Origin of the sequence: Ralstonia sp. ASV6, from assembly GCF_016429285.1 — a bacterium.
Lineage (GTDB): Bacteria > Pseudomonadota > Gammaproteobacteria > Burkholderiales > Burkholderiaceae > Ralstonia > Ralstonia flaminis.
Genome location: NZ_JAELUI010000026.1, coordinates 24,191 through 48,098 on the forward strand (window position 1 = coordinate 24,191; position 23,908 = coordinate 48,098).

General features: G+C 64.4%; 18 protein-coding genes. 6 read left to right on the top strand and 12 right to left on the bottom strand.

Annotation, left to right across the window (positions count from 1 at the left end):
• Nucleotides 1–53: 53 nt before the first annotated feature.
• Both JHD73_RS07180 and chrA read left to right on the top strand, forming a co-directional pair.
• Complete coding sequence (locus JHD73_RS07180; protein WP_199029216.1) at nucleotides 54–635, top strand: hypothetical protein; 582 nt, start codon at nucleotides 54–56, stop codon at nucleotides 633–635.
• Nucleotides 636–652: 17 nt separating this feature from the next.
• Entirely contained in the window at nucleotides 653–1,891 is a 1,239-nt protein-coding gene (chrA, locus tag JHD73_RS07185) for a chromate efflux transporter (protein WP_199029218.1), read from the top strand.
• Nucleotides 1,892–1,906: 15 nt separating this feature from the next.
• Here the strand turns inward: chrA and JHD73_RS07190 are convergent, their stop codons facing one another.
• Nucleotides 1,907–3,142 carry an NADH:flavin oxidoreductase/NADH oxidase family protein gene (locus JHD73_RS07190; RefSeq protein WP_199029220.1) on the bottom strand — a complete coding sequence of 412 codons (1,236 nt, stop codon included), beginning with the start codon at nucleotides 3,140–3,142 and terminating at the stop codon, nucleotides 1,907–1,909.
• Nucleotides 3,143–3,218: 76 nt separating this feature from the next.
• Between JHD73_RS07190 and JHD73_RS07195 the strand changes: the two genes are divergently transcribed.
• Nucleotides 3,219–3,677 carry a MerR family transcriptional regulator gene (locus JHD73_RS07195; protein WP_199029222.1) on the top strand — a complete coding sequence of 153 codons (459 nt, stop codon included), beginning with the start codon at nucleotides 3,219–3,221 and terminating at the stop codon, nucleotides 3,675–3,677.
• A 105-nt stretch (nucleotides 3,678–3,782) separates the two neighbouring features.
• Nucleotides 3,783–8,735, top strand: a complete 4,953-nt coding sequence (locus tag JHD73_RS07200) for an NAD-glutamate dehydrogenase (protein ID WP_199029224.1) — start codon at nucleotides 3,783–3,785, stop codon at nucleotides 8,733–8,735.
• A 349-nt stretch (nucleotides 8,736–9,084) separates the two neighbouring features.
• On the opposite strand, the gene JHD73_RS07205 is transcribed toward JHD73_RS07200, so the two are convergent.
• Both JHD73_RS07205 and JHD73_RS07210 read right to left on the bottom strand, forming a co-directional pair.
• Complete coding sequence (locus tag JHD73_RS07205) at nucleotides 9,085–9,318, bottom strand: hypothetical protein (protein WP_199029226.1); 234 nt, start codon at nucleotides 9,316–9,318, stop codon at nucleotides 9,085–9,087.
• 349 nt (nucleotides 9,319–9,667) lie between these two features.
• The gene (locus JHD73_RS07210; RefSeq protein WP_199029228.1) at nucleotides 9,668–10,216 is read right to left on the bottom strand and encodes a GNAT family N-acetyltransferase; all 549 of its coding nucleotides are present in this window, start codon (nucleotides 10,214–10,216) and stop codon (nucleotides 9,668–9,670) included.
• Nucleotides 10,217–10,366: 150 nt separating this feature from the next.
• Here JHD73_RS07210 and JHD73_RS07215 point away from each other — a divergent pair, with 150 nt between their 5' ends.
• Nucleotides 10,367–10,843, top strand: a complete 477-nt coding sequence (locus tag JHD73_RS07215; protein ID WP_199029230.1) for an SRPBCC family protein — start codon at nucleotides 10,367–10,369, stop codon at nucleotides 10,841–10,843.
• Between the two features lie 77 nt (nucleotides 10,844–10,920).
• On the opposite strand, the gene JHD73_RS07220 is transcribed toward JHD73_RS07215, so the two are convergent.
• From JHD73_RS07220 to kbl, 8 genes are all read right to left on the bottom strand, one after another.
• Nucleotides 10,921–11,946 (bottom strand): poly-beta-1,6-N-acetyl-D-glucosamine biosynthesis protein PgaD, encoded by a 1,026-nt coding sequence (locus tag JHD73_RS07220; RefSeq protein WP_199029232.1) that lies wholly within the window; start codon nucleotides 11,944–11,946, stop codon nucleotides 10,921–10,923.
• A complete protein-coding gene (gene pgaC / locus JHD73_RS07225; protein ID WP_199029234.1) occupies nucleotides 11,943–13,223 on the bottom strand; it encodes a poly-beta-1,6-N-acetyl-D-glucosamine synthase in 1,281 nt (426 codons plus the stop codon). Before pgaC ends, JHD73_RS07220 begins: the two co-directional genes overlap by 4 nt.
• Nucleotide 13,224: 1 nt before the next feature.
• Nucleotides 13,225–15,447, bottom strand: a complete 2,223-nt coding sequence (gene pgaB, locus JHD73_RS07230) for a poly-beta-1,6-N-acetyl-D-glucosamine N-deacetylase PgaB (RefSeq protein WP_199029236.1) — start codon at nucleotides 15,445–15,447, stop codon at nucleotides 13,225–13,227.
• A 5-nt stretch (nucleotides 15,448–15,452) separates the two neighbouring features.
• A complete protein-coding gene (gene pgaA / locus JHD73_RS07235; RefSeq protein WP_199029238.1) occupies nucleotides 15,453–17,867 on the bottom strand; it encodes a poly-beta-1,6 N-acetyl-D-glucosamine export porin PgaA in 2,415 nt (804 codons plus the stop codon).
• 88 nt (nucleotides 17,868–17,955) lie between these two features.
• The gene (locus JHD73_RS07240) at nucleotides 17,956–18,882 is read right to left on the bottom strand and encodes a response regulator transcription factor (protein ID WP_199029240.1); all 927 of its coding nucleotides are present in this window, start codon (nucleotides 18,880–18,882) and stop codon (nucleotides 17,956–17,958) included.
• Between the two features lie 592 nt (nucleotides 18,883–19,474).
• Entirely contained in the window at nucleotides 19,475–19,735 is a 261-nt protein-coding gene (locus JHD73_RS07245; RefSeq protein ID WP_199029251.1) for a hypothetical protein, read from the bottom strand.
• An 87-nt stretch (nucleotides 19,736–19,822) separates the two neighbouring features.
• Nucleotides 19,823–20,782, bottom strand: coding sequence for an NAD-dependent epimerase/dehydratase family protein (locus JHD73_RS07250; RefSeq protein WP_199029242.1), 960 nt, complete (start codon nucleotides 20,780–20,782; stop codon nucleotides 19,823–19,825).
• Nucleotides 20,782–22,011 carry a glycine C-acetyltransferase gene (gene kbl / locus JHD73_RS07255; RefSeq protein ID WP_199029245.1) on the bottom strand — a complete coding sequence of 410 codons (1,230 nt, stop codon included), beginning with the start codon at nucleotides 22,009–22,011 and terminating at the stop codon, nucleotides 20,782–20,784. The genes JHD73_RS07250 and kbl overlap by 1 nt, the downstream gene beginning before the upstream one ends.
• Before the next feature lie 87 nt (nucleotides 22,012–22,098).
• Between kbl and JHD73_RS07260 the strand changes: the two genes are divergently transcribed.
• Complete coding sequence (locus JHD73_RS07260; protein ID WP_199029247.1) at nucleotides 22,099–22,713, top strand: helix-turn-helix domain-containing protein; 615 nt, start codon at nucleotides 22,099–22,101, stop codon at nucleotides 22,711–22,713.
• A gap of 13 nt (nucleotides 22,714–22,726) precedes the next feature.
• Here JHD73_RS07260 and JHD73_RS07265 read toward each other — a convergent pair.
• Nucleotides 22,727–23,908: MATE family efflux transporter (locus tag JHD73_RS07265; RefSeq protein WP_199029249.1), on the bottom strand; the 1,182-nt coding region annotated here is incomplete at its 5' end.

Below are 23,908 nucleotides of genomic sequence, written 5' to 3' on the forward strand. Positions count from 1 at the left end.
CAGCGCGGATACCTGATAATGTTCGCCACCGCCCACCTCTCGACCACCAACTCATGAAGCCCACCCGGATCCTGCTGGCCGCCAGTGCCGCCCTGTTGGTCGCACTGCCCGCTGTGGCGCTTGCCTTCGTCAAGCCGCTGCGGGTTGTTGCTCCATCGCTCATGCCGGGGGTGTCCTGCCCGTTGCCCAACATCTGCACCGACAACGTTGCCAGCCTGAGCGAAGCACAACAGCTGTACCAGGATGGCTACACCCACGCCGCGAACGCTGTCGGGCCGTTTCAGCGGGCGCCGCGCATGGTGTTCTGCACGACATCGACTTGCGCCGATACGTTCGGCATTGGGCGCCGTGCGGCAGAAGCCGTGGGCAACCTGGGCCTGGTCATTGCGCCACGCGGGTGGAAAACCTATTACGTGACACACGAGTTGATCCATTTCCGGCAAGCAGAAGTGCTGGGCAACTATGCGGTGGCCACCCGCCCCGGATGGCTGATCGAGGGCATGGCCTATGCGTTGAGCGACGACCCCAGGCACCCGCTGGGCGAGCCCTTTGAGCAATGGCGATCCCGCTTTGAAGCCTGGCATGCAACCCTCGGCACACGCGACCTGTGGGACGCGGCAAAAGACATCCGTTAACCCTCACGCAGCGCGCCATGGATACCAACATGGATGCATCACGACCCGCACAGGCAACCAATGCGCTGGGCGTGCTCGCCGTCTTCCTCAAGCTGGGGCTGACGTCGTTTGGCGGCCCGGTGGCACACATCGGGTACTTCCGCCGCGAGTTTGTCGAGCGGCGGCGCTGGCTTGACGACGCAACGTTCACCGATCTGGTTGGTTTGTGTCAGTTCCTGCCGGGGCCGGCCAGCAGTCAGGTAGGCTTTTCGATCGGCTTGCTGCGCGCCGGGTGGCTTGGCGGCCTGGCAGCGTGGTGCGGGTTCACGCTGCCGTCCGTCTTGCTGCTGATTGCCTTTGCCATGCTGGCGCCAACGCTCGGCGGCCCCTTTGGCGACGGATTGATCCACGGGTTGAAGCTGGTGGCCGTTGCCGTGGTTGCGCAAGCCGTGTGGGACATGGCGCGGCGCTTGTGCCCCGATTTTCGTCGGGCCGGCATCGCGCTGGCAGCCATCGTGCTACTAAGCCTGACGGCTTCCGTCTATGCGCAGCTCATCGCCATTGCGCTCGGCGCAGTACTTGGCCTTGCGCTGTGCAGAGGCACATCCGCGACCGGCGTCATCGCTGCGCCCGGGCAACACACGGGGTTCCGCATTTCCCGCAGCGCTGGCGCCATTGCGCTGGTGCTCTTTGGTGTGTTGTTGCTCGGGTTGCCGGCGCTATCGCAAGCCGGCGCAGGCGATGCTGTGCGTGTGTTCGACGCGTTCTACCGCTCGGGCGCGCTGGTGTTTGGCGGCGGCCACGTCGTGCTTCCGTTGCTGCAAGAGCAGACGGTCGCCACGGGGTGGGTGACCTCCAGCGATTTTCTTGCCGGATACGGTGCTGCACAGGCCGTACCGGGGCCACTGTTTACATTCGCCGCGTTTCTCGGCTGGATGATGCGCGGCGTGCCCAATCACCTGGGCGGTGCCGTGCTCGCCACGGTGGGCATCTTCCTGCCAGGGCTGCTGCTGGTTGTTGCCGCGTTGCCGTACTGGCAGGCATTGCGTGCGCGCAAGTCCATGGCGGCGCTGTTGGCAGGGGTGAATGCCGCCGTGGTTGGCGTGCTGGCCGCCGCGCTGTACTCGCCGGTTTGGACCAGCGCGGTGCATGCCCCGCTGGATTTTGCGATTGCCGCCGTCGGGTTCTGCCTGCTGACGCGGTGGAAGCTGCCGCCGCTTGCCGTGGTGGCCCTCTGCGCAGTTGCGGGCATTGCCCAAGCCACCCTCCTGCACTAGCGCCCACGTCAACGGTCAATGTAAGGCGCGCTGCGCCGTCCAGCGCTTGTACCGCCGTGTCTGGCAGGCATTAGCCAGCTGCTGCACCACCAGTGCCCTGAACGGCGAAACACGCGGGTTCGTCCCACGCCCCTGGCTTAGCCGTTGCAGCTGAAACTTGACCACCGCCATATTGGCCAGCGAGCCCAGCACCTTGTTCTTCCAGGTAATCGGGCGCAGCACCGGTGCAGTGTTCTTGCCCGCCCGCCAATCGCGCGGCAGGTTCGGATCAATCGACAGCGCGGTCGCAATGCCAACCATGGCGATACCGCTGTTGACCACCTGTTCTGCCACCGCACGGCGGCGGATACCGCCCGTGACCATCAGCGGCATCTGCGCAATGCCAACGATGTCACGCGCGAATTCCAGAAAGTAGGCCTCGCGGGCAAGCGTGCGGCCGTCGCGGGCTTGCCCTTGCATGGCCGGTGCTTCGTAGCTGCCGCCGGACAGCTCCACCAGATCAACGCCCAGCGGGTTGAGCAGTTCGACCACACGCTTGGCATCGTCCGGGCTGAAGCCGCCGCGCTGGAAGTCCGCCGAGTTCAGCTTGACCGCCACCACAAACTGCGGCGACACCGCGCCGCGCACCGAACGCACGATGTCGAGGAGCAGGCGCGCGCGGTTCTCGATCGGGCCGCCCCATTGGTCCTGCCGTTTGTTCGTGATCGGGGAAAGAAACTGGCTCAGCAGATAGCCATGCGCCGCGTGAATCTGCACGCCTGTAAAGCCACTCTGCTCGGCCAGCACCGCTGCGTGCGTGAAGCGTTGCTGCACGTCCGCAATGTCGGCGGCGTTCATCTCCCGAGGCACCGGAAACTGCTTGGACAGCGCACCCAGGTCCATCGCCACGGCAGACGGCGCCAGCGTGGTCTGGCCAAGTGCAGCAGGCATCTGGCGGCCCGGGTGGTTGATCTGCATCCAGACATGCGCGCCGTGGGCGCGTGCGGTTTGCGCCCAGCGCCGGAAGCGGTCGAGGTGGGCATCGTCTTCCAGCACCACGCCGTTGGGCCCGGTCATGGCGCGGTGGTCCACCATGACGTTGCCCGTGAGCATCAGGCCAACGTTGCCTTCGGCCCAGGCTTTATACAGGCGTACCAATGCATCGGATGGCGCGTGGTCCGCATCGGCCATGTTCTCTTCCATGGCGGCCTTGGCAAGGCGGTTGGTAATCACCGCGCCATTGGGTAGCGTAAGGGGCGTGAACAGATTCATGAGGGGCATCCCGGTTTGACGACGCCCTAACCTTAAGCTTAAAGTCGACTTTAATGTCAAGACCCGGAGCATGCGTATGAAAATCGGCGAACTGGCGGAGCTGAGTGGCGTAGCCGCCTCGCGCATCCGCTTTTACGAAGCCAGCGGCCTGCTGCAGCCTGCGCAGCGACAGGCCAACGGCTACCGCGAGTACACGCCCGACACGCTGACCCGGCTGGAGATCATCCTGCTGGCGCAGGGTGCTGGGTTCTCGCTGGAAGAAATCCGCGCCATCCTGCCGCCCGACCTCGACAAGTGGCCGCATCAGGAACTGCTTGAGGCGCTGCACCGCAAAATCAGCGAGATCGAATTGCTGGAGCAGCGCCTGGCACAGAGCAAGCACCACCTGCTCGCGCTCGTGAGCGACATCAACAGCCGCACTGAAAACGAGAGCTGCGCAGGGCGGACCAAGCGCGTGCTGGACAAGATCACGCAAGGCGCCGCAAAGGCACCGTCGGCCGATCTACAGACGCGCCGCACAAAAAGGCGCGCCTGACCCACGCCCCCCCCTTTTTGGTTGACACGGGTTGCACGTTGCGGCCCAAGGGCACGCGGCGTAGCATGGAAAAGCTGTTTTTCCGCGCTTTTCGGGAGATCGCCCATGTCTGCCCAGCACGAAGAAAAAGTCCGTCAGCACATGGCGGATGCAGTGGCCCTTGCACGCGGACGTGCGCCAGAGATCGCCGCACTGTTCGAGCCATTCATGCGGCACTACTACGGACTGGCCGACCCCGAAGACGTCGTCTTGCGCAGCGTGGCCGATCTCTACGGAGCGGCAATGGCCCATTGGCAGCTTGGCCAGAAGTTCGTGTCAGGGCAGCCACGCGTACGGGTCTACAACCCAAGCCTTGAGCAGCACGGCTGGTACAGCGGCCATACGGTGGTCGAGATCGTCAACGACGACATGCCGTTCCTGTTCGACTCCGTGACGATGGAGATCAACCGGCAGGGTCTCGCGCTGCATTCTGCTTGCCACCCGGTCTATCGCATGCGGCGCGATGCGGCCGGCACCCGTCTGGCAGTGGAAGCCGGCGGCGTGCTGCGGCCGGCGACACTCGCGGGCGACACCCCCGCCGATGCCGATGACGAGACCACCGGCGAAAGCGACAAGAACGGCGAAAGCGCCCGCTACGAGTCCTACATCCACATCGAGGTCGATCGTTTCTCAGAGCCACAGCGGATACAGGCACTGCATGACGGCCTGGTGCGCGTGCTGCGTGACGTGCGCGCAGCCGTGGAAGACTGGAAGCCGATGCAGGCCGCAGCCCAATCCGCCATCGACGCGTTGGGCGCCCGCGCCGCGCAACCCTCTGCCGATGAGACAGAGCGCGCGGAAATTGCCGAGGCACAGGCCTTCCTCGACTGGATGCTGGCGCGGCACTTCACCTTCCTTGGGTATCGAGACTACGAACTCGTCGTCAAGGAAGACGGCCATTACCTGCAAGGTTTGCCAGGAACGGGCCTTGGCGTGCTGCGCGAGGCGTTGCGCGATGCCGGCCGCTCGGATCTGTCGCGGCTCGCTCCCGGCGCGGTGAAGATCATCAATGCGCCCGCGCCCATTTTCATCACGAAAGCCAACTCGCGCGCCACCGTGCACCGGCCTGGCTATCTCGACTACGTGGGCGTCAAGCGCTTCGATGCCAACGGGCACGCATGCGGCGAGCGACGTTTCCTGGGGCTCTACACCTCCACCGTCTACATGGTGCCGGCGGAGAGCATTCCGCTGGCGCGGCGCAAGGTTGCCAGCGTCATTGCGCGCACCGGTTTCCTGCCGAACGGGCATCTTGCCAAGACCCTCATCACGATTCTTGAGCAGTATCCGCGCGATGAGCTCTTTCAGATCGAGGGGGAAGAGCTGCACGACATCGCGCTCGGCATCCTGCGACTGCAAGAGCGGCAACGCACACGGCTGTTCGTACGGCGTGACCGCTTTGATCGCTTCGTGTCGTGCCTTGTATTCGTGCCGCGCGAGAAGTTCAACACAGACTTGCGCGTGCGCATTCAAAAGCTGCTGCAAGACGCCTATCACGGTACGGGGGTTGAGTTCACACCGCTGCTGTCGGAGTCGATGCTCGCGCGCATCCACATCACTGTGCGCACACAGCCGGGCAACGTGCCCGAGGTGGATGTGGCTGAACTGGAAGAGCGCATCGTACAGGCCGCACGGCGCTGGCAAGACGACCTGGCCGATGCCTTGCTCGAACGCGGTGGTGAGGAGCGCGGCAACCGCCTGCTGCGCCGCTATGGGGATGCCTTCCCCGCCGGCTTTCGGGAGGACTACCCCGCCCGGCTTGCCGTGCGCGACATCGAGCTGATGGAGCCATTGCTGGCGGGCGCACCATCGGCACCGCAAGCCGCTGCCGCCGGCACGCTCACGATGCAGCTCTACCGGCCACTGGAAGCCCCCACCGGCGCACTGCGCTTCAAGATCTACCGTGCAGGCGAGCCGACCTCGCTGTCGCGCAGCCTGCCGATGCTTGAGCACCTTGGCGTGCGCGTCAACGAAGAGCGCCCCTACTGTGTCGAACCCGCCGATACTGCCCCCATCTGGATGCACGACTTCGGCATGGAGACCATCGACGGCAGCGAGGTCGACCTGGACGAAGCACGTGGGCGCTTTGAAGACACTTTCGCACGCATCTGGACGGGCGAGGTCGAGAACGACGATCTGAACCGTCTCGTGCTGCAGGCTGGCCTGACCTGGCGCGAGGTACGCATCCTGCGAGCGTATGCGCGCTACATCCGTCAGATCGGCTCGACCTTCAGCAACGCCTACATGGAAAGCGCGCTGACGGGCAATCCGTCCATTGCCCGGGCATTGGTCCGCCTGTTCCTGGTGCGCTTTGACCCGTCACTCAACGAGGCCGAACGCACCCGCGATGCCGACAAGCTGCGCGCACAGATTGCCGAAGCGCTGGAAGAGGTGCCGAACCTGGACGAAGACCGCATCCTGCGTCAATTCCTGGGCGTGCTGGAGGCCACGCTGCGCACCAATTACTTCCAGCGTGCGGCAGACGATGGGCAGGCTGCGCAATCCAAACCCTACCTGTCGTTCAAGTTCGACCCTGCACGCGTGCCGGGCCTGCCCGAGCCCAAACCGATGTTCGAGATCTGGGTGTATTCGCCGCGTGTCGAGGGCGTGCACCTGCGTGGCGGCAAGGTTGCGCGCGGCGGGCTGCGCTGGTCTGACCGGCGCGAAGATTTCCGCACCGAGGTGCTGGGGCTGGTCAAGGCGCAGATGGTCAAGAACACCGTCATCGTGCCGGTGGGCTCCAAGGGCGGCTTCATCGTCAAGCAACCGCCGCCGGCCAGTGATCGTGACGCGTATCTGGCCGAAGGCGTGGCGTGCTACCAGACCTTCCTGCGCGGCCTGCTCGACCTGACTGACAACTACGTCGACGGCCACCTCGTGCCACCGCGTGACGTGGTGCGCTACGACGAGGACGACCCCTACCTGGTGGTGGCCGCCGACAAGGGCACGGCCACCTTCTCGGACTACGCCAACGCCATCTCTGCCGAATACGGCTTCTGGCTGGGCGACGCGTTTGCCTCAGGCGGCTCGGTGGGTTATGACCACAAAAAGATGGCCATCACCGCACGCGGCGCGTGGGAATCGGTCAAGCGGCACTTCAGCGAGATGGGTGTCGATACGCAATCGCAGGACTTCACCGTGGTGGGTGTGGGCGACATGTCAGGCGACGTGTTTGGCAATGGCATGCTGCTCTCGCGCCATATCCGTTTGCTGGCGGCGTTCGATCATCGCCATGTCTTTCTCGATCCGTCACCCGATGCGGCCGCCAGCTTTGCCGAGCGCGAACGCATGTTCAACCTGCCGCGCTCAAGCTGGGCTGACTATGACAAGGCGCTGATCAGCCCGGGGGGCGGCATCTTCCCGCGCACGGCCAAGGCAATTCCGCTATCGCCCGAAGTGCGCGCCATGCTGGATGTCACTGCAACCGAGATGGCGCCAAATGATCTGCTGCACGCCATCCTCAAGGCGCCAGTGGACCTGCTCTACAACGGGGGCATCGGCACCTACGTCAAGGCCAGCAGCGAAACGCATGCCCAGGTGGGCGACCGCGCCAACGACGGGCTGCGCGTGGATGGGGCAGAGCTACGCTGCAAGGTCGTGGCCGAGGGCGGCAACCTGGGCTGCACGCAACTCGGCCGCATCGAATATGCATTGCACGGCGGGCGCATCAATACCGATGCCATCGACAATTCAGCCGGTGTCGATTGCTCCGACCACGAGGTCAACATCAAGATCCTGCTCGGCCTGGTGGTGGCCGATGGCGAGATGACGCTCAAGCAGCGCAACACGCTGCTCGCCGAGATGACCGACGAGGTGGGCGAGCTGGTGCTGCGCGACAACTACTTCCAGACGCAGGCGCTTTCACTCGCACGCACGCGCACGACACAGTGGCTGGATGCCGAAGCACGGCTGATGCGTTATCTGGAACGCACCGGGCGCCTGAACCGGGTCATTGAATTTCTGCCGCCGGATGAGGAAATCGATGCCCGGCGGGCTGCCGGCGGTGGCCTCACGACACCGGAACGCGCGGTGCTGATGGCCTACAGCAAGATGTGGCTGTACGACGCGCTGCTGGCCAGTGACTTGCCCGACCAGCCCTTCGTGGCCGATGGCCTGCCCGGCTACTTTCCGCACCCGCTGCAGGCACGTTGCGGCCCGACCATGCCGCGGCACCCGCTGCGGCGCGAGATCCCGGCGACCATGCACGCCAATGCACTCATCAACCGCGCGGGTGTGACGTTCGTGCACCGCCTTGCCGAAGAAACTGGCGCAGAACCGCGGGCCGTCGTGTGGGCCAGCCTGGTGGCGCGCGCGGTCTATCGGATGGACCCGCTCTGGGCGCAAGTCGACGGGCTCGATGCGCAGGTGCCGCACGAAACGCAGACGGCGCTGTTCACCGCATTTGCACAGCTGCACGAGCGCGCCGCGCTGTGGTTCCTGCGGCGGCGCATGTCGGATGTGCCTGCCACGGTGGAGCGCTTTCGTGATGCGGTGGATGCGCTGGCGCCACAAGTGGATGGCTTGCAGACGGAAGACTCCGCGCGCGCGTCGGCACAACAGCAGCAGGCGTTGGCTGACGAGGGCGTACCCGAAGCGCTGGCACGCATTGCGGCAGGTGTGCCGGCACGGGTGTCGCTGCTCGATATTGCCGAAGTGGCCACCGCCAGCGGTTGCGACGCCAAGCTCGCCGCGCGGGTGTACTTTGCACTCGACCAGCCGCTTGGTTATGGCTGGCTGCAAAGCGGCATCCTCAACCTGCCCACGCAAACCCACTGGCAGATGTTGGCACGTGCAACGCTGCTCGAAGAGCTGGGGCAACTGCGCCGCAGGCTGACCGGCTCGGTGCTGCGTGATGCGCCCGCCGGTGCGGGAGCAGAAGCGCTGGTCGATGCATGGAAAGCCGCCCGGCAGGAAGCACTGGCACGCTACAACCGCGTGATTGCCGATCAGGTGGCCGCGGGGCAGGCCGATCTGGCCATGTTGTCGGTGGGGCTCAAGGCGCTGGCGGAAGTGGAGGCTTAAGACCGCCTCCGCGCGATGGACACCGATTGCTGCATTGCTGCACCGATATTGTCGCCATCCCAACCCACATTCGCCCGCCTCAGCACAGCAAAAAGGCCCATGCAGATGCACCGCATGGGCCGCTTGGGGTTGTCATCGCGTTAGTGGATCAAATACTCCATGTGCTCGCGCATTTCTCGTTCACCGGCCTCACGTTCGCGGCGCTCGCGCAGTTCGCGTGCGTGGCCTATGAACGATGGTGATCCGCACACCGCGCATGAGTGAAGCGGCAAACGACAACCGTCAAGAGCGGACGCGGCGATGGCTGCACACCAGGAATGAGGAAACGTTCGTACGCGGAGCGGTACCCTCAATGCGCAGTTGCCGTGGCCAACCTGCGTCCGCTGGCGCGGACATGGCCTGAGGCCTTGAGAAAGACATAGCCCTGGAGGGTCACCCGAGCGTAGCAACGGTCGGGGCCACGATGCTCCAGCGTGACGAGTTGCCGCTCGATCAGCGCTTCGACATCGGCGCGATCCAGTTGATTGGACTCGGCGCCATCGTTGACGAGAAGCAGAACGGCAAATTCATGGGGACTCAGCACAGTCGACTCCATCGTGGTTGTCGGTCACGGACGGGCCGCCGTGACGATATTGATCTACGGACACCATGAGCACTGCAAGCGCCGATGACAATGAGAGAGTGTGCTGGCCGGCCTGCAGGAGAACCAAGCATAGGCGTGCGCGATTGACCAAGCAAGGCGCCTGCTCGCCACGTCTGCGTGATGCGCTGCACGATCGTTCACACGTTTACGCGCCTTGCCGGGCGACATACGTTTGCCCTCAAAATGCGCGAACGGGTGACAACGATTGCGCTGGCTTGATGTGCGCGCCCTAGTCTTTTTGCGCTAGGGCATCTGAAGGTGGATCTGCGTCTTGTTGCTGCTGCAGCAATCAACCGTCGACTGGTTGCTCTGGCATTTGCAGATTCAGTTGATAGAACGCGGCATCCAGCCAGCGGCCGAACTTGAAGCCGGCCTCTTTGACGGTGCCCGCGTGCACGAACCCCAGGCGGGTGTGCAGACCGATACTCGCCCCGTTGACCGCATCAATGCAGCCCACCAGCACGTGCACCTGCTTCTCTTTTGCGCGGCGAATCAACTCACGCAGCAACCGCTCGCCAAGCTTGCGGCCACGGCATGCGTGGTGCACGTACACGCTGTGCTCCACCGTGTACTTATAGGCAGGAAATGCGCGGAACGTGCCCCAACTCGCAAAGCCCAGCAGCTTGCCCGAGGCATCGACCGCACCCACCACCGGAAAGCCGCCGGCGCGCTTGGCGGCAAACCAGGTCTCCATGGCCTGCGGCGGGCGCGGCACGTAGTCGTACAGCGCTGTGGAATTGACGATGGCTTCGTTCAGGATTTCAAGAATGGCGGACGCATGCTCGGCCTCGGTGCAGTCGATCAGGCGGATATCGTCATGGAGTGCGGGGGAAATCATTCAAGCTCCGGTGCAGCGTTTGATATTTCCATCTTACTGGATTTTCATTCCATTAAACTGGAATTCCAGAACTGGGCGACGCAATAGGCCACCCCCTGTTTTCGTCGCCGATCACGCGTTCTATGCTGAAACGACAACGGGAGAACGCCCATGCCACAGTCGACCTTTGCCTACGTCACCTATATCCGCACCACACCTGAGAAGCTGTGGCATGCCCTGACCGATGCCGACGCCATGGAGCAGTACTGGTTCGGCATGCGCTGCGAAAGCCAATGGACGGCGGGCGCTTCATGGGCGCTGGTATCCGGCGATGGTGTGGTCTTCGACGACGGTGAGATCGTCGAGGCCGTGCCGCCCCGTCGTCTGGTGATCCGCTGGCAGCACCAGACCAAACCTGAGCTCAAGGCCGAGGGCCCGTCGCTCTGCACGATGGAACTGGAACCCAGCAGCACGGCGATCAAGCTGACACTCACGCACACCATTGAGCGTGCGCCGTCGAAGCTGATCGACGCCGTGTCGGGCGGCTGGCCAAAGATTCTCTCCAACCTGAAGTCATTGCTGGAGACGGGCGCCATTGCGCTGGAGGAGGCGTATCCGTCTCAGAGCGCCCAGCCCCAACAGGCGTGACTGACACGTGATAAAAAAACGCGCCTTCCAAGGAAGGGCGCGCTCATGGCGGATGGCTCCGTTCCCGGTTCAGGCGATCAGTCTTCGTCTGCAATGACGTTGCCGCGTCGCCCGAAGCCATGCAGTCGGTCGACACGCTCAACACGGTCCAGCGTCGCATACGGGTCTTCCAGTTGCGCATGTGCGCCGAAGGCGTGCATGCTCGGGTAGCGCTCCAATGTGCGCTCAGAGATACGGCCTGACGCATGCACCGCCGGGCGAGCACGGCCGTGCACCACCGCCGTCACGCCGCCGTAGTAGCGTGCCAAGCCCGGACGCATCGCAAACGATGCCGGCTCGGGCGGCTCCACCCAATCGTTGCGACCCAGTTTTCCGCGATAACCGAAGCGATGAAAACCGGCGGCTTCCGCGGTGACGATGTCGGCGGCCGTCATCACGTCGCGCTGCTGCGGTGCAGGTGCAGGCGCATGCGATGCGACTTCGGCAACGCGGGCCAGGGAGGGTTCGGCACGATCGGTGCGGTCGGTGACGATCACCGGGCCCGCCGGGAGCATCGGCTCGTCCGGGTCGTATTCGGGGCTGCGCGTGAACAGCACGGCTGGCGTGGCAGTACCTGCAGGTGCCGGGTGGCCAGTCCACTCCTGCCATGAGCGCACGTGGGTGATGTCGCCGTCGTCGTCATGGTCAACCACCAGCAGGCGCGTGTTGCTCGGGCGCTGCCAGGCGGTCTGCTTGGCGCGCGATGCAGCCGCGCGAGAGGCGCTGACAGCCGCGGCGGACGCTGGCGTTGCAGCTTGCGTACGCGCCATCTTGCGGCGGATGGCGCGGTCCAGCCGCGAGAGGACCATCCACACCACCAGCACGGCGCCCATGCCGGCAATGATGTGGCTATACATGCGCAGTTGCTCGAACGGTAGACCGCTTGGCCCCACGCTGCTGATGGAGTAGCCCACATACAGCCCCAGCAGAGCCCAGATCGAGATCACAAGAATCGGCCGGAAGATGCGGAACCACAGCACGTGGTGCAACGTGCCGACGATCCCCTTGTCCGAAAACGACTGCCGGATCGAATTGCGAGAGACGTCAATGACGAGTGCGGTCATGGCGAATTCCCCTGTTGTTGTACGCCCCGGTCGGGGCTGGTCCAGCGTGCGCGAGCACGTGTACGCTGGAAGGCGACGGCCGGAAAGCCGACCACCGTGGTGATGAGGTTGAGAATCCAGAACGCCACCGGGTACCAGACGGCATCGACGAAGTAGCCCAGGATGCCGTCGTCGTAGCGGCGGTCGATAAAGCAGCCGATCAGCAACTGCAGCACGCACGTGATGAACAGCAGCGTGCCGTGCCAGCGCGGGAAGGCCTCCATGCGCCATTCGGGTGGCATGTCGATAAAGAAGCCAAGCACCGACCACGAAATAACGATCAGCATGCTGTACGCCCACACGACCGACAGCGCGTATTCAAAGAAGATCGGCCACATCATCGATTGCCGCAGGCTCAACATGGCCGGCGCGTACTTGATGAGCGCCTGGATGCCGCCCTTGGCCCAGCGCAGCCGCTGCTTGTACAGGCCGCGGAAGGTCTCGGGCATCAGAATCCACGACAGCGCGCGCGGCTCGTAACGGATGATCCATCCGCCCACCTGCAGCTTCCAGCTGATGTCGATGTCTTCCGTGAGCATGTCGTTGCTCCAGTAGCCCACCTCTTCCAGCGCGTGCTTGCGGAACATCACGACCACGCCCGACACCGTCAGCAAGCGCCCATAGATCTGCTGCGTACGCTTGATGAGCCCCACGATCGACGAGAATTCGCCCACCTGCATGCGCCCCAGCAGCGTGGAACGCGTGCGGATGCGCGGGTTGCCCGTCACCGCCCCGATGGTCGGGTTCTCCATCAGGTGGCGGATCATCCAGGCAATGGCGTCCACGTCGAGGATGGAGTCGCCGTCGATGCACATCAGGTACTCGGCGTCCGTCACCTGCGCGGCGGTGGTCAGCCCAATCGCCTTGCCTTGGTTCGACGACTGATGAATCACCAACAGTTGCGGGTACTGCGCGGCGAGTTCGTTCAGGCGCTCGCCGGTGCGGTCGGAGCTGCCGTCGTTGACGGCGATGATGTCGAAGTTCGGATACCGCATGCGGGCGAGGTGGCTGATCACCTCGCGCACGTTGGCCTCCTCGTTGTAGCAGGGCACGATGATCGACACCTTCGGGTAGCGCTTCACGCCCAGCAGCGCCAGTGGATGCTGCACGCGCGCGGTGCCGCGCTCCAACAGGAAGTAATGCAGCAGCCCCCCGATCATCCAGAAGTACGACATGAAGAACGGGTAGTAGAAGACGAAGCCGGATACCCAGCGCTTGGCGATCAGCAAGTCCACCATGTCAGCCTCCGGCCTTGTTGTTGGCTGCGCGATTGACCGATGCCGTGCCTTCTGCCACCGCTTCGGTCGCGACCGGGCTCTTGGGCGCCGGCGCTGCCGGTGTGGCCTGGGCACGCGGTGGCTGCGTCTTCGGCAACGCACCATTGATCTTCTCGGCGCTGGGCGGCGCGCTGCGCGTTTCGATATAGCTCTTGAGCGACATCACATCACGCAGCACCTCGGTGTCGGGCCGCCCGGCAATGAAGTCGTCCGGGTAGTAACCGTAGTTGAGGGCGCCGGCGGCGCGCAAACGGCTCATCTGGTCACGCAGCTCGGCAGTCGGAATCGGCTTGTCCTTGTTGCGCCAGTCCACGGCTTGCAGCTCAAAGATGGTCTTGCGCAAGCCATCCTTGTGCTTAGCCACAGCCGCCGTCAGCCTCTTCATCCAGTCCTTCGGGTCGCGCGCCTCTTCCATGTAGGGCATGGCTTCCAGCGCAACGTAGTCGTAGGCCCGCAGGAAGTCGTCATAGTTCTGTGCCGTCCAGGCCTCGGCCTTCGGGTCAAGCACGGGGCCGGCGAAGATATTGCGCGCGGTCAGCATGTCGCGGCCGTTCTGATAGCCCTGCACCGTGGAGATCAGCTCGTGCGAGAAGGCAATGAGCGCAGCGGTCTTGCCGCGTGTCCACTTCTGCATCAGTTCCGGCGACTGGCGGATCTGGTTGATGTCCCCTGGCAGACCCATGGCCTGGTAGGCCTTGAGTGCGGCCGGGCTGGCGTCTTCGTAGTCGTCGAGCACACCGTCATCGTGGAAGAGGATGCCGTCGATGATGGCGTTCTTGGCCAAGTCCTCGTAGATGTCACTGATCATCTTGCGTGCTTCCGGATCAAACGGCGACAGGCGCGGGGGCTTGACCGCTCCCGGCTTCTGCGGTGCGCCGGGCAAGGTCTGCACGAGGTGCGTGGCGGCCGGGTTATTGGCCGGCAGCTTGAACGACAGCATTGGCAGCCAGGCGTACACCTCCACCTTGGCACGCGTCTTCAATTGCCACGACACGCGCGAGAAGAGGTCGGCACGCATCGGCATATGGCGGTTCGGGAAGTACACGGACTCCACGGCGCCGTTGCCCTTTGGATCTGCATAGGCCTGCAGATAGACCACCCGCGGCGCCAGGTCCTTGATGCGGTCGATCAGCTTGCCGAGGTTGGCTTCCTGCTGCTTCGGGTCGGGGTCGTAGATGTAGTCCATGTCGACCTGCACGACGCGCTGCACGGGGTTGATCTCGCCGTGGTGGGTCGCCGGCTCACGCAGCGATCGCTCCAGGCTGCCGGTCTCGGTGTCGTAGCCCATCAGGCTGCGGCGGATAGCGGTGAGCGGCACGTCCGGCGTGTTGGGGCCGGGCTCCAGCGTGAGCATGTACTTCAGGCCCGCGTTGGCTGCCTCCTGGTCAAGGATCACGTTGTGCGCGCCGTACGGCCACACCACGGTCTGCACCTTGGCGCCGACGTTTTTCTGGATGATGTCGATGCTGCGCTGCAGATCATCGCGCACGCGCTTGCGATACTCGTCGTCAGTCTCATACCGGCCCATCTTCGGCAGATATTCGTGCGTACTGGCGGCCGGCAATTCGTTGCCCTGCGGGTTGCCCAGAATGCCGTGGTGCATGTCGTGCGTGTGGGTAGCGAATTCCGCCAGGCCCGAGGCCTGCATCTCTCGGATCTGGTTCCAGTTCATGAAGAAATCGCGGTCGACGATCTGCTTGTCCGACAGCTTGATCTTGGCGCCCGGGGGCGCGTTGGTCCACTCCGTCACCAGCCCGAACACGGCTGGAAAGCGGAACTGCTTGAGCAGCGGGAAGACCTTCGCGTAGTGGCTTTCGTAGCCATCATCAAAGGTCAGCAGCACCGGCCGCTTGGGCAACGGCTTGCCGCCCTTGCGTGCCTCGTCAATCTGCGCCAGCGTCACCGGGTGATAGCCGTTGGCCTGCAGCCAGCTGAACATGTTGGTGAGCGCCTTGGTGTCGATGGCAAACGCATCGGGCAGCGTCTCGAAGCTGGCGCGCAGGTTGTCGCGAATGTCGTGGAAGCACAGCACGCGGAACGTCTTGCCGTCGTCCGGGTCGGGCTTGGGCAGGAAGTCCACCTGCAGGGCGGCGGCCGGACGGGCGGCAGCGACCAGCGTCATCGCCGCAACCAAGACCATCCAGCCGAAGAATCGTCGCAATGACGTTTGTCGGAGAGCTTGCATGGGCATCAAAGAGGAATGTTGAGGTTCAGGTACAGGAACTTGCGGTTCTCGGGCTGGCCGTCATAGCGATGGCGCCCGTAACCGATGCCGTACGAGATCTGCGTCTTGCGGTTGATCTGCCAGACGTGCTCCAGCCGCGCTTCATACATGGGGCTGGTGCCGAACGACTGCTCGTTGTACATGCCGCCGGTCAGGTACACACGCTGCGTAAAGGACTTGTCGGCATAACGCCATGGCGTCCATGACCAGATGGCGGTAGCCGTGCCGCTGTAGTCGCGCGATGGGCTGAAGTAGTTCAGGTTTGTCATCGTGCTGCTGCTCGTGTCGGCACCAAACAGCACGCCCACGGTATGGCGCGGCGAGGTGAACACCTGCTGATAGAGGTTGGCAGCCCAGCGCTGGCGCAGGTTGTCGTCGGAATAGCGCGACACGCCGTACGTCAACGATGCGTAGCGCGTTTCATCCCAGGTGTAGCGCACATTGCCGCTCACGGTCTTGCCGGTCACGCCCACCTGGTACGCCTTGTACGGCACCTCCAGGTCATCGGTGGTGACCAGGCCCGATACCTTCCAGTGGTCGCTCGGCATCCAGGTGGCGTCGAGAGTGCCGCCCGTCTTGCCGGCCGCACCCACCGATTGGTGCACCTCGCCGTTCACCTCGACGCCGGTGTCGAACCACTGCACGCCCGCGCCATTGCGCACGCGGCTTTGCGATGCACCATCAAACTGCGCCTTGCCCACAAAGCTGTCGAAGAACAGGCGGTAGTGGTCGGCAAACGGGCTACTGTAAATCTTGGTATCGACCCCGTACTCGTTGTTGGCAAAGACGGAATTACCCTTGTCGGCCGTGGACTGGATGATGAGTTGCGGGCTCTGGTAGACATCCAGGTCCTTGTTCAGCGCATTGATCGAGCCGTTCTCCGGAAAGCGCTCGCCCAGCCCGTTGGCGACATCCTTGGCGGTCTTGAGGTCATCCACCGCAAGCGATGCGCGCCCATAACCCGAGACCACGCTCAGATCGTCCGGGTGCTCCGCCAGCGCAGTCTTGTACATCTCGCGCGAGCGGTAGGGCTCGGCCTGCACCATCGCACCATCGGCACGTGCACTCACCAGCGAAGCGGAGAACGGCGCCTCGTGCCGCCACTTGTCCATCTCGGCAATGCCCTGGTGCGTGCGGCCAGTCAGCACCAGGTATTGCGCTTCCAGGCGCTTGACGCGCGAGTAGTCCGGGTTGGGCGTGCCGGCTTCCGGTGCCAGGCGCACGTACTCGGGGTTGTCGGCCTTCATCTTGTCGAGCAGTGCACGAGCCTCTTCAAAGCGCCCCGTATCCAGCAGCGCGTAGAACAGGCCTTCCTGCACGTCACCGGTCTCGATCTCACCCGGGCCGGCGTCTCTCAACGCCTGCGCGTAGGCAGCAGCAGCCTTGTCCGGCGTATCGAGATAGGCGTAGGCATCGCCCGCGGCCACGCGCGTGTAGGCGGGCACCTTGCCAGCCGGCGACATCGCTTCGTAGCGCTTGACGGCATCCTTCATGCGCCCGCGCGAAGCCAGCGCAACCACTTCGTCAGCGACGATCTCCTGGCGGAACTCGGCGTTCTCCTTCGTATCGGGCACCTTCTTGATCAGCGCCTCGATCTCGGCCACCGCCTGGTCGATGATGACGAAGCGCTCAGGCCCCTGGATGGACTTCAACTGCTGCCGGCCCCACCGGATGCGCTGCGCGGCGGCCGCATGATCGACATGCCAGGACTCGGCTTCCGTGAACCAGTCCGGGTGCTCACGCAAGTGTTCCTGCGCCAGCGTGGCCGCACCTTCGCGCGACTCGCGCTGGACTTCGTTGCGGAATGCCTCGCGGTCGGTCGGCATCGGGCCTGCGGGAGCATTCTCAGGCTGGTTGGCGGTGGCGTGGGTGGCCGCAGCGTTGGCCGCTTCAGGAGACACCTGCAGCGGCTCCAGCGCACCCGGGCCCTGGGCGCTGGGGCCTGCAGGCATGGCCGGCGTGGGCGGTGCAGCGTCGGGCGACGGTGTACCCGGCGGCAGGATGACCGTGGGCGACGGCGGTGGCGCAAACGACGGTGCCTGCGCAGGCACCGCCGGCATCGCGGAGGTGGCATCAGCCGGAGCAGGCTGCTGCGCCTGCGCCACCAGCCTTGCGTTGGCGGGCGAAGCCGGCAGGCCGCTCGATCCGGTCGGCGCCGTAGCTGCCGTGGTGCTGCCATTCAACTCAGCGAGTTCCGCATTGATCAGATTGCGCGTCGCGATGCTCGATGCCTCGCTTGTTGTGGCTGCAGCCTGCGCAACCATCGGCGCACTGCCGACCAGCACGACCGTGGCTGCGGCAATCGCACACCGGCGCGGGTGCCAGGCCGGGGCCGTACTGGCGCACGGCTGGCCGGAGAGCGTTGGCTCGAAGGTGTTCATGTTGTTTTGGTGTCCGTTAAGCGCCGCGCACGTGCGTGCATGCGTCGGCCGCGTGATGTGGGGATCGGACCCGGCAGACCAGAGCGCCTCAACCCAGGCGGGCTGTGCCGTTGGCGGTACGCATGGGCGTGCGTGGTGGGTTGGCGGGCGTCACGCCACCAAAGGCGCGTGTCATGGCAGCCCACCGCGATTCCGCACCGTGGTCGGCCGCCGCAACGCGGGGCGACGTCATCACGGCATCCGTGGCAGAGATCGAGGTGGACGCAGACGCGCGCGACGGGCTGGCGGCAGTCTGGACAAACACGGCGGCGGCGTCCTGCACGGCGGCAGTGGCTTCACCCAGCGCTACGGCACCACCTTGCAGTTCCAGCGGAATGCCCAGGCGCATCGCGGCGTACACGGCCTCGCTCTTGTTGCGCACGTTCAGGCGGCGATACAGCGTGCATGCGTGCGTTTTGACCGTGGCTTCCGAAATGCCGAGCAGCCGGCCAACCCCCTTGACCGAGTGCCCGCGCGACAGGAGCACCAGCACTTCGTACTGGCGCAGCGATACGTTCAACCGCTGCGCGGCTTCCGACGCGTCGAGCGCAAGCATGGTCACGGCCGTGGCAGCCGGGCGCGGCATCAGTGCCGGATACGACTGCCCACCCGCCAGCACCAACTGCAACGTGGCCAGCAGCACTTCGGGCGGCTGTGATTTGGCAACATAGGCATCGACCCCACATGTCATGGCAACGTGTGCTTCTTCAGCCGACAGGCACGCGGCGAGCAGCACGACGCGGCTGGCCTCACTGCGGGCGATGGCCTCGCGCAGTTGAGCGGCGTCGACAGGTGCTTCAGCTTCATCCAGGCCAACGACAAGCAGGTCGGCATTCATATCAACGGCATGCACGACACGCGGCTCGCCAACAGGCAGGGCGGGAGCAACGACTTCCAGGCCCAGGGGGGGATGCGCGAGCAATTGCGCAAGTCCGGCTCGCAGCAACGGATGGTTCTCCAGCAGGACTGCTTTCATGGTTTCCTCGTTTTCTGATGAAGCGATTCCGGTCGAGCGCGTACCGAGCCTGCCGCGGCAGGTATGCACGCGCGCGTCATCGACCGTTGAAACCCCGGGATCGTCCGAGAAGCGCCCTGCCACCAGCAAATGCAAGAGAGCCTGCAGTGGAGAAGCGAAGTGCGAATGCCGTTGCTACTGATCCGGATTCGCTTATGGGAAGAGCGTTGTGTGCGTCAAGCGCCAAGCGCCTGCTCACGCAGAGTGACCGCACGACATTGAGCAAGCATCGGGCCAGAGCAGTGCAACGCAACATCTGCTTACACTCTTGGCACAGGACCGACCGGTTGGAGAACGATCGAGACCCGCTGTGGCAAAGGCTCGTGAGCCCACAGCATGGTTTGCTGCACCGCCGCGTACGCACACTGTTTCTGTAACCAACTGGTTACGACTGCAGGACACGTGGCAAATGCACGCGCGTGCCGTTGGCCGGCACCTGAACGTTTTTACAACCTGTTTTAAAACTTACCAAGCGTGAGAGGTGCGCGCCGCTTGCCACAGGGTCATGGGGCATGCGTTGCCGGCAGCGCGGAGATGACCGATGCGTAACCGCTTAGGGTTTGCGGCGCATGGCAAAGAGGAAGAGGCTATCGATGGCGCCCACCATGAAGATGAGGCCTGCAGCCGCGTGCAGCATCCAGGCGCCATCTGCAAACGGCAATGAAATCGACGTGTGTGGAATCGCACCCACCACTGCCGCCGCCACGGACATGCGCGCCACCGGCACCCACCATGTGCGCTGCTCGCGCGGCGGGTCGTCATGATGGCGCGGCGTCGGACAGGGCATGCGGCGGGGGCAGGAAGTGGCGGGCATGCTGCATTGTTGGACACAACTTGTCCGACCGATACCGGGAGCAGCCTTGCACATCGGCCCTATTTCCGCCGACTGCCAGGCATGTGCTCAATGCGCCAGGTGCGCGAGATTCTTCAGCATGTCGGCCGTCATCTCCGCCACGCCAAACTCGGGTTTCCAGCCCCAGTCGCGCCGGGCCACAGAATCGTCAATCGAATTGGGCCAGCTTGCGGCAATCGCCTGACGAAAATCCGGCGCGTACGCCACGTCAAACGAGGGGTGATGCCGGCGAATTTCCGCCGCCAGTTCTGCCGGCGTAAAGCTCACACCCGCCAGGTTGTAGCTGCCGCGCTCGGTAATGTGCTCGGCCGGTGCCTCCATCAGCTCGATGGTGGCGCGCACGGCATCGGGCATGTACATCATGGGCAGCGCCTCGTCGCGCTCCAGAAAGCACGTGTAGCGCTCGCCCTTCACGGCGGAGTGGAAGATGTCGATGGCGTAATCGGTCGTACCGCCGCCCGGCGCGGTCTTGTACGAGATCAGCCCCGGGTAGCGCAGGCTGCGCACGTCGATACCGTGGTGCTCGAAATACCAACGGCACCAGCCCTCCCCGGCAAGCTTGGAGATGCCGTAGACGGTCTTGGGCTCCATGATCGTGCTCTGCGGCGTGTTGTCGGGCGGCGTGGTGGGCCCGAATGCCGCAATCGAACTCGGCCAAAAGATGCGCTCGATGTTGTGCTGGCGCGCGGCCTCCAGTACGTTCAGCAGGCCGTTCATGTTGAGCTGCCAGCCCCACGTGGGCGATTGCTCGGCGGCAGCCGAAAGCGCCGCCGCCAGGTGATAGATCTGTGTGATGCCGTGGCGCTCGATGATCTCGCGCAACTGGCCGCGATCGGTCACGTCGAGCATTTCGTGGCGGATCTGCGGATGGCGGCCCTTGGGCACCATATCGCTGGTCACCACGTTGCCGGTGCCGTAACGCTCGGCCAGCGCCGCCGCCAGCTCCGTACCCAATTGCCCATTGGCGCCGATGATGAGAATGCGCGGCACAGTACTGGTGTTGCTCATCAGATGATCCCCAGTTCCTTGCCGGCGGTCTCGAACGCCTTGAGTGCCGCATCCAGCTGTGCGCGCTCATGCACCGCGCTGATCTGCACGCGAATGCGCGCCTGCCCCTTGGGCACCACCGGGTAGAAGAAGCCGATCACATACACGCCCAGCTCCAGCAAGCGCTTGGACAACGCCTGTGCCTTGGGCGCGTCGTACACCATGATCGGCACGATGGGGTGGTCGCCCGGTTTGATGTCAAAACCCAGCTCGACGATTTTGCGGCGGAAATACAGCGCGCTGTCTTCCAGCTTGTCGCGCAGCGCGGTGTCGGCTTCCAGCAAGTCGAGCACCTTGATGCTGGCCCCGACAATGGCCGGTGCCACGGTGTTCGAGAACAGATACGGCCGCGAGCGCTGGCGCAGCAGCGCCACCACTTCCTTGCGCGCGCTGGTGAAACCACCCGATGCACCGCCCAGGCCCTTGCCCAGCGTGCCGGTAATGATGTCGACCTTGCCGAACACGCCGCGATGCTCGTGCGAGCCGCGCCCGCGCTTGCCCAGGAAACCCGTGGCATGGCATTCATCAATGCCCAGCAGCGCACCAAACGCATCGCAGATGGCGCGAATCTCATCGAGCCGCGCAATGGTGCCGTCCATCGAGAACACGCCATCGGTAAAGACCAGCTTGAAGCGCGCGCCGGCTGCATCCGCGGCTTTCAGTTGTTCGCGCAGGTCATCCAGATCGTTGTGCTTGTAGCGATAGCGACGGGCCTTGCACAGGCGGATGCCGTCGATGATGGACGCGTGGTTCAGCTCGTCGCTGATCACGGCATCCTCCGGCCCAAGCAGCGTTTCGAACAAGCCGCCGTTGGCATCGAATGCCGAGCCGTAGAGGATGGTGTCTTCCGTGCCGAGAAACTTCGCCAGCCGCGCTTCCAGCGTCTTGTGCAGATCCTGCGTGCCGCAGATGAAGCGCACGGAGCTGAGGCCAAAGCCGTGCGAATCCAGTGCCTCGTGCGCGGCCTTCAGCACCTCGGGGTGCGACGACAAACCCAGGTAGTTGTTGGCGCAGAGGTTGATGACCTCCTTGCCATCCGCCGTGTGGATCACGCTGCCCTGCGGCGAGGTGATGATGCGCTCGGTCTTGTACAGACCGGCCGCTTCAATGGCTTCCAGCTCGTGGCGGATATTGGCGTAGAAGGCATCGATCGAAGCCCCCGTCGAAGCATTGCCTGCCGTTGTCCCCATGGTGCTCCTCCTGTAGACTGCGTTGATCGATAAATCGAACAAGTTCGATATATCGAATAATTTGTTCAATTTACAAGATACCATCCGATGGCACAAGCCCCTGCCACCCGTCCGTTTGATGAAGGGCTCGCCGAAGGCCCGCCGGCCGTTGGCGCCAAGCTGCAAGTGCTGCGTCAGGCACGCAAGCTGTCGCTGGACGAACTCTCGCGCCGTGCCGGCGTGTCCAAATCGATGCTCTCGCAGGTCGAGCGCAACCTCGCCAACCCGACCGTGGCCGTGCTGTGGCGCCTGGCCACCGCACTGGGCGTGGGGCTGGCGGATTTCCTCTCACCCGAAGGTGCTGCGGATGCGGCGCCAGCCGTGACCGTCATTCCGGCTCACTCCATCCCAGTCATCAAAAGCCCGGATGGCAAGTGCGAATTGAAGATTCTTGGGCCGGTGGACTTGGCGGCGCGCTTCGAGTGGTATGAACTGGCGATCCAGCCGGGCGGTGTGCTGGCGTCAGAACCGCATGAGGTGGGGACGAAGGAGCACCTATCGGTGCTCAGCGGCACGCTGACGGTGCAGTCCGGTTCAAGCGAGAAAAAGGTACGGCACGGAGAATCCGCGCGCTACCCGGCGGACGTGCAGCACGCGATTTCCAATGCGGGGAAGACCGTGGCGACAGCGTTACTGGTGGTGGAGTGCGCGCAGTCACTGTAGCGCGCCAGGTTGCCTAGGCCGCCGGCACCTGCGGCGCCCGCCACACGCGCGGCAGCAACGCACCCAGCATCAACCCGCGCAGCGCCATAAAGCCCAGCATTGACACCCATAGCCCGTGGTTGCCCCACAGCGGCTGCAGCGTGACCGACAGCCCCCAGAACGCCGCCGCCGCCACGGCCATCGTCACCAGCAGTTCACGCGTGCGCGTGGCGCCGATGAACACGCCGTCAAACTGAAAGCCCCACACCGACACGATGGGCAGCAGCGCCGCCCACACCAGATAGTGGCGCGCAGCTTCGCGCACGGCCGGCTGATCGGTCAGCACGCCGATGATGGCTGAGCCCGTCAGCGCATAGACGGCCGCAAACAACCCCGCCCCCAGCACTGACCAGAGTGTCGACACGCGAATCGCCATACGCAGTGCGTGGCGATCACGCCCGCCCAGTGCAGCACCCACCAGTGCTTCGGCTGCATGTGCAAAGCCGTCCAGCCCGTAGGCCATGAAGGTCAGGAAGTTGAGCAGCAGCGCGTTGGCGGCCAGCACCACATCGCCCTGCTTGGCGCCCGCGTGGGCAAACCAGCCGAAAGCGGCCAACAGACACAGCGTGCGCAGGAAGATGTCGGTGTTCAAACCCATCAGCCGGCGCCAGGCATCGCGCGCGAGCAGTTCAGCACGCGTGAGCGGCGGCAAACCCAGCGGCCGCTGCAGCCACAGCAGCAGCATGCCCAGCGCAAACCCGGCAATGTCCGCCAGCGCTGTCGCCGCACCAATGCCACCGACGCCCATGCCCGCCCCCAGCACTAGGCCCAGCACCGCCACCATGTTGACCGCGTTGATGAACACCTGCAGCAGCAACGCGCGCCGCACTTGCTGGCGCCCGAGCAAGGTGCCGAGCACCACATAGTTGGCCAGCGCAAACGGCGCCGACCAGATGCGCGCATGGCAATACACCTCGGCCATGCGGGTGACGGTGTCACTTGCCCCCAGCAGCGCCAGCGTGATGCGGATGGCCGGCCCTTGCAGCATCAGCAACGCCGCCCCGATGGCCAACGCCAGCAGCAACGCACGCACCACGCTCGCCCGCAACGCCTGTGCATCCCCCGCGCCATGCGCCTGCGACACCAGCCCCGTGGTGCCCATGCGCAAAAAGCCGAAGCCCCAGAACACAAAGTTGAAGAACACCCCGCCCAGCGC